This is a genomic window from Isoptericola chiayiensis (assembly GCF_013149805.1).
Classification (GTDB): Bacteria; Actinomycetota; Actinomycetes; order Actinomycetales; family Cellulomonadaceae; genus Isoptericola; species Isoptericola chiayiensis.
This window is the reverse complement of the sequence record NZ_JABEZT010000004.1, coordinates 217,278-229,811: the sequence shown is the minus strand read 5'-3', so window position 1 is coordinate 229,811 and position 12,534 is coordinate 217,278. Positions and strand designations below refer to the sequence as shown.

Annotated in this window: 13 protein-coding genes and 2 tRNA genes; 9 read left to right on the top strand and 6 right to left on the bottom strand. The window is 74.2% G+C overall.

Annotation, left to right across the window (positions count from 1 at the left end; translation table 11 throughout):
- Nucleotides 1–3: 3 nt before the first annotated feature.
- From HDG68_RS10370 to HDG68_RS10355, 4 genes are all read right to left on the bottom strand, one after another.
- A complete protein-coding gene (locus HDG68_RS10370) occupies nucleotides 4–1,587 on the bottom strand; it encodes a GTPase (RefSeq protein WP_172151774.1) in 1,584 nt (527 codons plus the stop codon).
- Nucleotides 1,584–3,236, bottom strand: coding sequence for a GTPase (locus HDG68_RS10365; protein WP_172151772.1), 1,653 nt, complete (start codon nucleotides 3,234–3,236; stop codon nucleotides 1,584–1,586). The genes HDG68_RS10370 and HDG68_RS10365 overlap by 4 nt, the downstream gene beginning before the upstream one ends.
- Before the next feature lie 87 nt (nucleotides 3,237–3,323).
- Complete coding sequence (locus HDG68_RS10360; RefSeq protein WP_172151770.1) at nucleotides 3,324–3,644, bottom strand: DUF3467 domain-containing protein; 321 nt, start codon at nucleotides 3,642–3,644, stop codon at nucleotides 3,324–3,326.
- A 63-nt stretch (nucleotides 3,645–3,707) separates the two neighbouring features.
- A tRNA-Arg gene (locus HDG68_RS10355) sits at nucleotides 3,708–3,780 on the bottom strand.
- Nucleotides 3,781–4,037: 257 nt separating this feature from the next.
- Between HDG68_RS10355 and HDG68_RS10350 the strand changes: the two genes are divergently transcribed.
- From HDG68_RS10350 to HDG68_RS10315, 8 genes are all read left to right on the top strand, one after another.
- A complete protein-coding gene (locus HDG68_RS10350; protein WP_172151768.1) occupies nucleotides 4,038–4,235 on the top strand; it encodes a hypothetical protein in 198 nt (65 codons plus the stop codon).
- Between the two features lie 132 nt (nucleotides 4,236–4,367).
- The gene (gene orn, locus HDG68_RS10345) at nucleotides 4,368–5,006 is read left to right on the top strand and encodes an oligoribonuclease (protein ID WP_172151766.1); all 639 of its coding nucleotides are present in this window, start codon (nucleotides 4,368–4,370) and stop codon (nucleotides 5,004–5,006) included.
- Between the two features lie 61 nt (nucleotides 5,007–5,067).
- Nucleotides 5,068–5,143 (top strand) — tRNA-His (locus HDG68_RS10340).
- Nucleotides 5,144–5,256: 113 nt separating this feature from the next.
- Nucleotides 5,257–5,733 (top strand): GyrI-like domain-containing protein, encoded by a 477-nt coding sequence (locus HDG68_RS10335; protein WP_172151764.1) that lies wholly within the window; start codon nucleotides 5,257–5,259, stop codon nucleotides 5,731–5,733.
- A 109-nt stretch (nucleotides 5,734–5,842) separates the two neighbouring features.
- A complete protein-coding gene (locus tag HDG68_RS10330; RefSeq protein ID WP_172151762.1) occupies nucleotides 5,843–6,664 on the top strand; it encodes an ABC transporter ATP-binding protein in 822 nt (273 codons plus the stop codon).
- Complete coding sequence (locus tag HDG68_RS10325; protein ID WP_172151760.1) at nucleotides 6,661–7,299, top strand: ABC transporter permease; 639 nt, start codon at nucleotides 6,661–6,663, stop codon at nucleotides 7,297–7,299. Before HDG68_RS10330 ends, HDG68_RS10325 begins: the two co-directional genes overlap by 4 nt.
- Nucleotides 7,299–7,982, top strand: coding sequence for an ABC transporter permease (locus HDG68_RS10320; RefSeq protein ID WP_172151758.1), 684 nt, complete (start codon nucleotides 7,299–7,301; stop codon nucleotides 7,980–7,982). Before HDG68_RS10325 ends, HDG68_RS10320 begins: the two co-directional genes overlap by 1 nt.
- Nucleotides 7,983–8,093: 111 nt before the next feature.
- A complete protein-coding gene (locus tag HDG68_RS10315; protein WP_172151756.1) occupies nucleotides 8,094–9,008 on the top strand; it encodes an ABC transporter substrate-binding protein in 915 nt (304 codons plus the stop codon).
- 261 nt (nucleotides 9,009–9,269) lie between these two features.
- Here the strand turns inward: HDG68_RS10315 and HDG68_RS10310 are convergent, their stop codons facing one another.
- Nucleotides 9,270–10,187 carry an ATP-grasp domain-containing protein gene (locus HDG68_RS10310; protein WP_172151754.1) on the bottom strand — a complete coding sequence of 306 codons (918 nt, stop codon included), beginning with the start codon at nucleotides 10,185–10,187 and terminating at the stop codon, nucleotides 9,270–9,272.
- A gap of 52 nt (nucleotides 10,188–10,239) precedes the next feature.
- The gene (locus HDG68_RS10305) at nucleotides 10,240–11,721 is read right to left on the bottom strand and encodes a dihydrolipoyl dehydrogenase family protein (RefSeq protein ID WP_172151752.1); all 1,482 of its coding nucleotides are present in this window, start codon (nucleotides 11,719–11,721) and stop codon (nucleotides 10,240–10,242) included.
- A 218-nt stretch (nucleotides 11,722–11,939) separates the two neighbouring features.
- Here HDG68_RS10305 and HDG68_RS10300 point away from each other — a divergent pair, with 218 nt between their 5' ends.
- Nucleotides 11,940–12,533: a biotin transporter BioY gene (locus HDG68_RS10300; protein ID WP_172151750.1), complete on the top strand. Its 594-nt coding sequence runs from the start codon at nucleotides 11,940–11,942 to the stop codon at nucleotides 12,531–12,533.
- The last annotated feature ends 1 nt before the right edge of the window (nucleotide 12,534 follow it).

Below are 12,534 nucleotides of genomic sequence, written 5' to 3'. Positions count from 1 at the left end.
GGTTCACGCGCCGGCCGTGGCCCTGTCCGCCCCGCCCGCCGAGCCTGTGGACGCCGCCTCCAGATCACCGTCGGTGGGTAGCCGGACGGCCCCCGTCACCGGTGCCGACGACGGCAGGTCCCGCGCCCCCGTCGCCAGCTCGCGCACCCGTCGGTGCTCCCCCAGCACCTTTCCGGTCGGCTCGCCCAGCAGCTCGACGAGCACCCCGCGCACCGCGGCACGCCCCTGCGAGGCGACCTCCGCCCGCCGCCTCGCCGCCTGGCGCCGCCGCGCCACGGACCGCACGACCGCGAGCACCGCGGCGACCACCAGCAGCACGCCACCGCCCGCCGCCAGCGTCACGTCCCACGGCGCCGCGACCGGCAGCACGCCCGTCAGCGCCAGCACCCCCAGGACGACCAGGACCACGCCCAGACCCAGGCACCCCCACGCCGCGCGCCACAGCGCCCGTGAGGACCGCGGCCCCCGCACGTCCAGGTCCAGGTCCCGCAACGCCGCCGTCACCGCCGCCCGCAGCTGGTCTGCCCCGGCCGCCGACTCCGCCAACGACCGCTGCCAGCCCGGACGCAGCACCGCACCCGCCCGCGTGAGCCAGCGCGCCCGGGACAACGCGATCGCGTCCCGGTCCGGGGCCGGCACCTCCGGCATGCCGTAACCGTTGCGCACCGCCGCACCCACCTGGCTGGCCACCGCGTCCAGGCCGGTGGCCTGCACCATCGGCTCCAGCTCGCGGTCCACCGCCGCGTCCATCTGCCACGGCACGTCACCCGGCGTCTGCGCCAGCAGGGCCCGCGCCGCCGAGTCCAGCTCGGCGGCCGCGCGGCCCGCCGCCACCGACCGGCGACCGCAGGCCTCCTCGAGGATCTCGCGCACCGCCGCGACGCCCTCGCCCGTCCGCGCCGAGACCGGCTGCACGTGCACGCCCGTCAGGCCGTCGTCGGCCAGCAGTCGACCCAGGTCCTCGATGAGGTTGTCCCGCTGCGAGTCCGGCACCGCGTCGACCTGGTTGAGCAGCACCACCATCGACGACTCCGACCCCACCTGCTCGCGCAGGTAGCCCGAGTGCAGCGCGTCGTCGGCGTACTTCTGCGGGTCCACGACCCACACCAGCAGGTCCACCAGCGGCAGCACCCGGTCCACGACCTCACGGTGCGCCGGCTCCACCGAGTCGTGGTCCGGCAGGTCCAGGAGCACCAGTCCCTGCAGCGCCCCCGCGCCGTCGCCCTCCAGGTCCTCGCTGTGGGCGATCCTGCGCTCGCGGTCGACGCCGATCCAGTCCAGCAGCGGGTCCGCGACGTCGGACCACGAGCACGCCGTGACGCGGGCCGTCGTCGGACGCTTGACGCCCACGTCCGCGAAAGTGAGACGGGAGATCTTGTTGAACAGGCTGGACTTGCCGGACCCCGTGCCGCCCGCGAGCGCCACGACGGTGTGGTCCACGCCCAGCGCGATGCGCTGCCGGACGCCCTCGACGGCGGTGCCGACCCGCTGCGCGGTGGCGCCGTCGAGGCGGGTGCCGGCGAGGCTCAGCGCCTCGGCGAGGTCGTCGGTGCGGGACCGGACGGTCGCGTCGTGCGAGGTGGTCACGTGAGCCTCCTGAGCTCGGCGAGACGCAGGCGCAGGGCGGTGGCCGCGTCGTCCGCCAGGTCGGGTGAGTCCAGCCGGGCGAGGACCGCGTCGACCTCGGCGTCGACGACGGCGGCGGCCCGGTCGGCGAGGTCGGTGCGCAGCGCGTCGACCTCCTCGGCGGCGCTCGCGCCGAGCACGCGGTCGAGCAGCCGGTTCGCGTCGCCGCTGCCGGCCGCGCCGGCGAGGAGGAGCGTGGCGACGCCGCGGTCGCCGAACGCCTTGCCCGCCGCCGTCGCCCGGTCGTCGCCGCCGGCGAGCAGCTCGGCGACGCGACGATCGGCCGTCTCGGCCCACTCGGCCACCGTCCCGGGCACGGCCGCCTCCCGGGCGGCGACCCGCTCGTCCGGGTCGGGCGCGACGTGGGCGCCGCCCGGCGGTGCGGCCGGGCCGGCGAGCACGGCCTGCAGCCGGTCGGCGACCCGGGCGCCGGCGGCGGTGAGGGTGCGCACGGCGGCGCCGTCGACGTCGTCGCGCAGGCTCTCGAGCGCCCGGGAGCGGGCCCGCCCGGACCGCCGGGTGCTGCGGGCCCGGCCGTCCTTGACCTTGACGCGGTCGATGCCGGCGGTGCCGGACAGCTCGCGCCAGCGGGCGTCGACGGACGCCCCGGCCACGACGCCCGCGGCGACGGCCTCGCGGGCGAGCTGCCGCGCCGCCGGGACCTCGGCCTCGACGGCGCGGCGCAGCGTGGTGGCCGCGGCGGCCTGGTTCTCGACAGCGTCGGCCAGGGAGGTGACCCAGCCGGGCAGCGCGCCGAGGGAACCCTTGAGGGTCCGCACGACGACGGCGCGCGAGCGTTCCGGCCCGGCCAGCAGGTGCAGCCACCGCTTGACCGGCTGGACCACCTTCTCGGCGAGCAGGCCCTCGTGCGGGCCGACGTCGGGTACCACGAACAGGGGCGTGTCGGTCATGCCGTGGGCGCGCAGGCGGGCCATGAGGTCGCCGCGGATGGTGGCCAGGTCCTCCTGCGGGACCCGGTTGAGCACCATCGCCACCGACGCCCCCCGCTCGGTGGCGCGGGCCAGCGCCTGCCAGGGCAGCGCGTCGCCGTACCGCGACGCGGTGGTGACGAACAGCCACAGGTCGGCGCCCTCGAGGAGCTGCTGGGCGGTGGTGCGGTTCTCCTGGACGAACGAGTCGAGGTCCGGGGCGTCGAGGAGCGCCGTGCCGCGCGGCACGCCGGGATGGTGGATGACGCGGGAGAGCTCGGTCGCGGGTCCGTCGGCGATGACGTCGGCGTCCGCGGGGTTGAAGGCGAGCACGGGCTCCCGGGTCGTGGGGCGCAGCACCCCGGCCAGGGAGACCTCCTCGCCGAGCAGCGAGTTGTACAGGGTGGACTTCCCGGCCCCGGTGGACCCGGCGACGACGACGACGGCGGGCGAGCTGAGCTCGGCGAGCCGCGGCAGCAGGTGCTCGTCGAGCTGGGCGACGAGCCGGTCGCGCGACCCGCGGGCCTCCTCGGCGCCGTCGACGGGCAGCGGCAGCTCGACCGCGGCGACGTCCCGGCGCAGGTCCCGGGCGACGTCGTGCACGGTCAGGCCGAGCTCCTCGGCCGCCTCGGCGTCCGGCCGCCCGCTCAGGAAGCGGTTGGCGCGCGTGGGAGAAGTCACGGGCTCATCCTGGCGTGCCCGGCGGTCGGTGCCAAACGCGCGCGCCGGGCGACCTCGCACCTCGTGGCCCCGCGACGACGCGCCAGGTCAGTCCTTCGGCCCCGACCCGTCGGCCTTGTGCCCGGTCTCCCGCTCCCAGGCGTCCAGCTGCTGCGTCAGGGCGCGGGCGAGCTCGAACACCTGCTGCGGGGGGATCCGCACCCGGGAGACCACCCGGGCCGGCATGACCCGCCCCCCGGTCTGGGCGCCGGTCGCCTGGTCGACGGCGGGCTTGGCCGGCGACTTGGCCGCCACGAAGTCGAGCACGAACGACGTGGAGGTGTGCCAGACCGAGGCGAAGTCCGCCGGCACCCCCGTCTCGTGCTCCGTGGGCAGGTCGACCTGCAGCTTGAGCTCGGAGCTGGCCATGGGGATCCTCTCGACCGGGTGCTGATGGTTCGACGGTACCCGCAGCGCGGCGAGGGGATCCGGTGCCCCCAGCAGGACTCGAACCTGCAACCTACGGATTAGAAGGCCGTTGCTCTATCCATTGAGCTATGGAGGCGCTCCGACATCGTAGCCACCGCTGCACGGCACGGGCCGTCGCCGGTCACCTGGAGGAGCACCGACACACGGGTGAAGTCGTGGCCACGTCGTACGCGACGACGCCGGATCTCCCTCCGACCAGGAAAAGAACGTGCGCGCCGACCCCTCGGCGCGTCATGCTCGAACCACACCGCGGTGACGTCGTCCGGCACCCGCCGGACGCACGGGTGGCCCACTGGCCCGGGCCGAACGACCCACGTCACGAAGGACACGACCATGCACCCCCTCGAGGCGCACGCCGTCGCGCGTGCCGTCCATCAAGAACGCCTGGCGGACGCCGAGTCCGCCCGCCGGGCACGTCGCCAGCGCGAGTCCGCGGCGGCCGTGCCGTCCGTGAGCCGGTCCCGCCGGCGCGTCCGTCGCACCCTGCGCCGGATGTTCGCCGACGGTCCGCTCGTCGGGCGACCGGCATGACGCCCGGCATCACGACCGTCCGCGCACCGCACCCGCGAAGGCCCCGGAGACCGACCGCCGTCGGACCCCGGGGCCTTCGTCCGTCACGCACCGGCGCCCCCGACGTCGGCGCCTGACCGTAGGGTGGATCCCGTGAGCCCGAGCAACCCGAACGACCGCATCGTGTGGATCGACTGCGAGATGACCGGCCTCGACACGAAGGCCGACGCCCTCGTCGAGGTGGCCGCCGTGGTCACCGACTCCGAGCTGAACGTGCTCGGCGACGGCGTCGACGTCGTCGTGCGCCCGCCCGCCGAGGCCCTCGAGCAGATGGGCGACTTCGTGCGCGAGATGCACACCACGTCCGGGCTGCTCGAGGAGCTCGACGGCGGCACCACGTTGGCGGACGCCGAGGCCCAGGTGCTCGCCTACGTGCGGGAGCACGTGCCCGAGGTCCGCAAGGCACCGCTGGCCGGCAACTCCGTGGGCACGGACAAGATGTTCCTCGACCGCGACATGCCCGAGCTCATGGGGCACCTGCACTACCGGATCGTGGACGTGTCCTCGATCAAGGAGCTGGCGCGCCGCTGGTACCCGCGCGTCTACTTCGCCTCCCCGCCCAAGGACGGCGGCCACCGCGCCCTGGCGGACATCCTCGAGTCCATCGACGAGCTGCGGTACTACCGCGAGGCGCTGTTCGTGCCCCAGCCCGGACCCGACACCAAGACCGCCCGCGCCGTCTCGGCCCGGATCAAGGAGACGTCCGTCACCCGGGACGCGACGGTGTCCTGATCGCGGCGCGGAGCATGTACACTTTTCGACGGCCGCAAACGCCCCGCGCGCAGCGGCCATGGTGGCTATAGCTCAGTCGGTAGAGCGCCTGGTTGTGGTCCAGGAGGTCGCCGGTTCAAGCCCGGTTAGCCACCCCACCGAGACGGCCCCGACGTTCACGTCGGGGCCGTCGTCGTTCCCGCACGGCCGGGCGGAGCCCCGGCGTCCTCGCTACGATCGGAACACCGCACCGACGCGAGGGAGCCCGACCATGTCCGAGCAGCCGTTCGCCGACCCGACGGTCGAGACCCGGCCGGAGCTGCATCTGGCGGTCGTGCGCGAGCAGGTCGCCCTGCCCGACATCCCGGCACTGTTCGACCGCGCGTTCCCCCTGATCTTCGCCGCGCTCGGCCGGGCCGGCCTCGAACCCGTCGCCCCACCGCTGGGCGTCAGCCACGGCATGCCCGCCGACACGCTCGACCTGTCCGTCGCGGTCCCGGTCGCCGCACCGTTCGCCGACGACGGCGAGGTCACCGGCGAGACGCTGCCCGGCGGGCGGGCGGCCACCGTGCTGGTGCGCGGCTCCTACGACCAGCTGGCCGCCGCCTACGAGCACGTCTTCGGCTGGGTCGCGACGCAGGGCCTGGTGCCGACCGGGGTCGCCTGGGAGCAGTACCTGACCGAGCCGGCACCGGGCGGCGACGTCGCACGCACCGAGACGCTCGTCGGGGTACAGCTCCTGGACTGACGGTCGACCGCTCCGCAGCCCCGCCGCTGGTCGCGCTCGCACACCGCGGCCAGGTGTGATCGGCTGGGGCGTCGGACCCCCACCCAGCGCCCCGGAGGCGAGCACACCCATGATCGAGTTCCGGTCGGTCACCAAGACCTACCCCGACGGCACGGACGCCGTGGCGGACTTCTCGCTGGTCGTCCCCGCGCACACCACCACCGTGCTCGTCGGGTCGTCCGGCAGCGGCAAGACCACCCTGCTGCGCATGATCAACCGGATGGTGGAGCCGACGTCCGGCAGCATCGAGATCGACGGCGAACCCATCGCGCAGCGCGACCCGGTCCGGCTGCGGCGCAGCATCGGGTACGTGCTGCAGAACGGCGGCCTGCTCCCCCACCACCGCGTGATCGACAACGTCGCCACCGTGCTGCGGCTGGAGGGCACGCCGAAGCAGGAGGCCCGCGAGAAGGCGGCGGAGGTGCTCGACGTCGTCGGGCTCGACCGGTCGCTGGCGCAGCGGTACCCGAGCCAGCTGTCCGGCGGGCAGCAGCAGCGCGTCGGCGTCGCCCGGGCGCTGGCCGCCGACCCGAACATCCTGCTGATGGACGAGCCGTTCGGCGCCGTCGACCCGATCGTGCGGGCCGAGCTGCAGGCCGAGACGCTGCGCCTGCAGCAGGAGCTGCACAAGACCGTCGTGTTCGTCACCCACGACATCGACGAGGCGTTCCTGCTCGGCGACCAGGTCGTGATCCTGTCGACCGGCGCCCAGGTCGCCCAGGTCGGCTCGCCGAGCGAGATCATCGAGAACCCCGCCGACGACTTCGTGGCCTCGTTCATCGGTACCGAGCGCGGGGCCCGCGCCCTGCGGACCAAGCACACCGACCACGGCACCGTGCTCGTGGACGGCGCCGGCCGCACCCAGGGGCGTCTCGTCGAGAGCAGCTCATGACCTGGGTCGTCGACAACCTCGACCTCATCGGCCGTCTCACCGTGGAGCACCTGCGACAGAGCGCCCTGCCCATCCTGCTGGGGCTGCTGCTCTCCATCCCGCTGGGCTGGCTGGCGTTCCGGTTCCGCCTCACACGCGGTCTGATGCTCACCGTCGTCGGGCTGCTGTACACCATCCCGTCGCTGGCGCTGTTCGCCCTGCTGCCGCCGCTATTGGGCATCAGCTTCCTGTCGGAGATCAACCTCGTCATCGCCCTGACCATCTACGCCGTGGCGATCATGACCCGGTTCGTGGCCGACGCCCTGGCCTCCGTCGAACCGCACGTGCGCCAGGCGGCAGACGCCGTGGGGTACGGCGCGTGGCGTCGTTTCTGGCAGGTCGACCTGCCGCTGGCCGGGCCCGTCGTGCTGGCCGGGCTGCGGGTCACCGCGGTCTCGACCATCTCGCTGTGCACGGTGGGCATCCTCATCGGCATCGACAACCTCGGCTACCTGTTCACCAACGGCTACCAGCGCCAGATCGTCGCCGAGATCCTCGCCGGCGTGGTGGCCGTCGTCGTGATCGCGCTGGTGATCGACCGGTTGCTGGTGGTGCTGGGGCGGGCCCTGATGCCGTGGGCCGGGAAGGGGGCGTGATGGACCTGTTCGCCGAGGCGATCGCGTGGATCTTCTCCACCGACACGCAGTCGGGTTCCCTGCCGCTGTCCGAGGCGATCGCCACCCACCTGGCCTTCACCGTGGTCTCGGTGCTCATCGCAGCCGTGATCGCCGTGCCGGCCGGCTGGCTGGTGGGCCACACCGGCCGTGGACGGGAGATCGCCGTCGGGCTGTCGGGTGCCGCCCGGGCCGTGCCCTCGTTCGGGCTGGTGCTGCTGCTCGTGCTGGTGTTCGGCGTGACGCACAAGGTCGGGGCGTCGACGACGGCGTTCGTGCTGCTGGCGATCCCGCCGATCCTCGCCGGGGCCTACTCGGGCGTGGAGGCCGTGGAGCGGCGCATCGTCGACGGGGCCCGTGCGGTGGGCATGACCTCGTCCCAGGTGCTGGGCAAGGTCGAGATCCCGCTCGGCCTGCCGCTGCTGATCGGCGGGCTGCGGTCCGCCACGCTCCAGGTGGTCGCCACGGTGACGCTGGCCGGCTACGTCGGCAGCTGGGGCCTGGGCTTCTACATCGTGCAGGGCATCCAGATCCGCGACTTCGCGCAGATCCTCGGGGCGGCCCTGGTGATCGTGGTGCTGGCGGTGCTCCTGGACCTGCTGTTCGCGCTGGCCGAGCGCGCCGTCGTCCCGCGGGGCGTCCGCGCCGGGCGCGACGGCCGCTGACCGGGCACGCCCCGCAGACAACAGGACGAACCGGGCACCGGGTGCTTGACTGGACCAGCCCGCACGCACACCGCTGCCGCGGGCAGCAACGACTTCCGAGAGGCAGAACTGATGCGCACCATCCGACGCACCACCACCCTCGTCGCCGGGGCGGCGGCCGCGCTGCTCACCCTGAGCGCCTGCGGCGGTGACTCCGACCCGCTGGAGCAGGACACCGGCGACAGCGGTGAGGACACGGCCTCCGACACGATCGTCGTCGGCTCCCAGGCGTACTACTCGAACGAGATCATCGCCGAGATCTACGCCCAGGCACTCGAGGCCGACGGCTTCACGGTCGAGCGCAACTTCTCGATCGGGCAGCGCGACGCCTACATGCCCGCCCTCGAGAACGGCGAGGTGCAGGTGATTCCCGAGTACACCGGCAACCTGCTGCAGTACTTCGACCCGGAGACCACCGCGACCTCGGCCGAGGACGTCTACGCGGAGCTGGCGAACGCCGTGCCCGAGTCGCTGGCCGTGCTCGAGCAGTCCCCCGCCACCGACCAGGACTCCTACAACGTCACGGCCGACTTCGCCGAGTCGGAGGGGCTGACCTCGATCGGCGACCTGGCGGGCATCGACGGCCTGACCGTGGGCGGCCCGGCCGAGCTCGAGGAACGACCCTACGGACCGCAGGGCCTGGCCGACGTCTACGGCGTGGACGTGGCCTTCGAGGCGACGGGCGACACCACGGTCCAGGACCTCGTGGCCGGCACCGTCGACGTCGCGAACGTCTTCAGCGCCGACCCCCGCATCCAGACCGAGGACCTGGTCACCCTGGAGGACCCCGAGGGCCTGTTCCTCGCCTCCAACGTGGTGCCGCTGGTCGGCGCGGACGTGGTCGAGGACGTCGCCGCCGTGATCGACCCGGTCAGCGCGGCGCTCACCCCCGAGGGCCTGGTGGACCTCAACGTGCAGTCCACCGAGGAGCAGCGTTCCAGCGAGGACATCGCGGCCGACTGGCTCGCCGAGAACGGCCTGGCGTGACCCCTCGCGAGGTAGGCAACCTCTCCGCGAGGTAGGCAAGAGACCCGCGAGGTAGGCAAGAGACCCGCGAGGTAGGCAAGAGACCCGCGAGGTAGGCAAGAAACTCACGAGGTAGGCGACGTTCTCGCGAGAACGTCGCCTACCTCGTGAGTTTCTTGCCTACCTCGCACGTTTGTTGCCTACCTCGCAAGTTTGTTGCCTACCTCGCGGGTCCGGCCCAGGGTCGGCCCCGGGGTCGGGTCGCGATCGGGATCGGGCGCGTCAGCCCAGGCGGGCGACGATCGCGTCGGCGAACTTCTCGGCCGTGCCGGCGTCCCCGGCGTGCTTGAGCCACAGCGACGGCTCGGTCAGCTCCAGCTCGATCACCATGGGCGCCTCGTCCTCGGTCCCGCCGACGAGGTCCACCCGGGCGTACAGGAACGGCTCGGTGACGCCGAGCTGCTCGTGCGCGACGGCGAGGGCCCGGCGGGCGACGTCCACCTGCACGTCGGTCGCCTCCACCGCGCGCATCGTCTCCTTGCGGTACAGCCCCTGGGTGGGTCGGCTCGGCCCGGTGAGCAGCGCGTTCTTGCGCACCGCGTGCTGCACCTCCCCCTCGACGAAGATCAGGCAGGTCTCGCCCGCGGTGTCCACGCTGGTCACGTACGGCTGGATCATGATGGCGCGGCCGCCGTCGAGCAGGTCCTTGGCGTGCTGGATCGCGAGCGCCCGCGACTCGGAGCTGACGGGCTGGTAGCGGCCGGTGTCCTGGGCGCCGGCGGAGACGACGGGCTTGACCACGAAGTCGCCGAAGGCGGGCATGCGCGTGTGGATGGCCCGCTTGGACAGGTGCCGCTCCGGGTCGAGCCAGATCGTCGGGATGACGGGCACGCCCGCGTCGTCCATGGCCTGCAGGTACGTCTTGTCGGTGTTCCACGCGATGACGTCGGCGCTGTTGGCCAGGTTCGGCACCGAGCGCGCCCAGGCGATGAACTCGTCGCGGCGCGGCGAGTAGTCGTAGGTGGACCGCACGACGACGAGGTCGTAGGCGGACCAGTCCACGTCGGGGTCGTCCCAGACGACGGGCTCGGCGGTCACGCCGCGGGCGGCCAGGGCGGGGACGATCGGACGGTCGTCGGCGTCGAGGTCGGGCAGGACGGAGCAGGTGGCGAGTCCGACTCGCTTCGTCGAGGAGGTCACGGCCCGAAGCCTAGCGGGCGCAGGTTTCGGCGGCGCTTCGTGCCCGGTCCGCTCACATCCCGTACTCCTCGCAGAACCGCAGCCACACCTCGCTGACCGTGGGGAAGGCGGGCACGGCGTGCCACAGCCGGTCCAGGGGCACCTCGCCGACGACGGCGATGGTGGCGGCGTGCAGCATCTCGCCGGCGTCGGGTCCCACGAACGTCGCCCCGACCAGGACGCGGCGCCCGGTGTCGACGAGGATGCGCGCCCGGCCGGCGTAGTGCGGGGAGGTCACGCTCGCCCCGGCCACGCCGGAGAGGTCGTAGTCGACGGCCTGCACCGCGAGTCCGGCCTCGCGGGCCTCGCGCTCGGTGGGCCCGACCCACGCCACCTGCGGGCGGGTGAAGACCGCCTGGGTCTGCGCGCCGTGGTCGGCGCGCGCGGCGTAGGGGCTCCAGGTGCCCGACGGCGGTACCTGCGCGGTGGGATCGTCCCCGGGACCGAAGCGGGCCGCGACCACGTCGCCGGCCACCCGCGCCTGGTACTTGCCCTGGTGGGTGGTCGCCACGCGGCCGGTCACGTCGCCGCACGCGTACAGCCAGGGCCGTCCCTGGGGGTCCTCGCCCGCGCCGGTGACGGCGGTGCTGTCGTCGATGGTCAGCGGGTCTCCGGGGGTGAGTCCGACGGTGTCCAGGCCGACGTCCCCGGTGCGTGGCCGGCGTCCGGTGGCGACGAGGAGCTCGGCGGCCTCGACCTGCTCGGTGCTGCCGTCGTGGTCCACCTCGACGCTGACGCGCCCGCCGACCTCGGGCCGGGAGACGGCCCGCACGTCGGCGCCGAGGCGGACGTCCACCCCGGCGTCACGCAGCGCGGCGGCGACGGCCTCGCCCGCGAACTCCTCCGCCCCGCCGAGCAGCCCCGAGCGCGCCAGAAGCGTCACGTGGGCGCCGAGGTCGGCGTACGCGGTCGCCATCTCGCAGCCGACCACCCCGCCACCGACGATCACGAGGGACTCGGGCACTGTCTCGGCGGAGGTCGCCTCGCGCGACGTCCACGGGTTGGCCGCGGCCAGGCCGGGCACGGGCGGCAGGGTGACCTCGCTGCCGGTGGCCACCACCACGGCGCAGCGCGCCGCGAGCCGGTGCACCTCGCCCGGCCCGTCGTCGTCCACCGTCCGGGCGGGCGTGACCTCCACGACGCGCTCGGCGACGAGCCGTCCGTGCCCGCGCACGACCGTCACGCCGATCGACTCGAGCCAGGACACCTGACCCGAGTCGTCGCCCTCGCCGGTCATCTCGTCGCGCCAGGCCAGCACCGCGCCCGCGTCGAGGGCACCGGGGTCGGCGACCCCGGGCACCTGCGCCGCCGCGTCCCGGGCGGCGCCCGGTCGCAGCAGCGTCTTGGACGGGATGCACGCCCAGTACGAGCACTCCCCACCCACCAGCTCGGCCTCCACCACGGCCACGGACAGGCCGGTGCGCGACGCACGGTCGGCGGCGTTCTCCCCCACCGGGCCGGCACCGAGCACGATCACGTCGAACGTCTGCTCCATGGGGGCATCGTGTCGCGCCGCGCCGCGTCCCGCAGGTCGAGACGTTGGAGAGTTCCCTCCCCTGCGACCGCTCGGCGTTGGTGGATCCGGCAACGCGTTGTGGGATCCGTGCACGACGGCGGCCGCCCGGTGGCGCCACGGCCCGGCGCAGGTGCCGGGCCCGGGGCGCCAGAGTGGGACCGGCAGCACCGCCCGCTCGACGCCCACCGAGGAGCACCGTGACCGACCCCACCGCCACCGTCCCCACCACGCGCGCCGGCCTGCACGCCGCCGACGCCGCGCGCGTGGCGACGTTCGCCGCCCTGATCGCCGTCCTCGGCCTGCCCGGCGCCCTGCCGCTGCTCGGCAACGCCGTCCCCGTGACCCTGCAGACCCTCGGCGTGATGCTGGCCGGAGCGATCCTCGGCGCGCGCCGCGGCGCGCTCGCGGTCCTGACGTTCCTGGCGCTCGCCGCCGCCGGGCTGCCCGTCCTGGCGGGCGGCCGGGGCGGTCTCGGGGCGTTCGTCGGCCCCTCGGCGGGCTACCTGGTCGGGTTCGTCGTCGGTGCGTGGGTGGTCGGCCTGCTCGTGCACCGGCTGCGCCGCGTGACGTTCCTCGGGGTGCTCGGGGCCGCCGTCGTCGGCGGTGTCGGCGTCGTGTACGCCTGCGGCATCCCCGTCCAGGCCGCCGTCACCGGCGTCCCGGTGCCCGAGACGGCGCTGCTGTCGGCGGTGTTCCTGCCCGGCGACCTGCTCAAGGCCGTCGCCTGCGCCGCCGTCACCGTCGGCGTCGCCCGCGCCTACCCTGCGGCCCTGCGGCACCGGGAGGACTGAG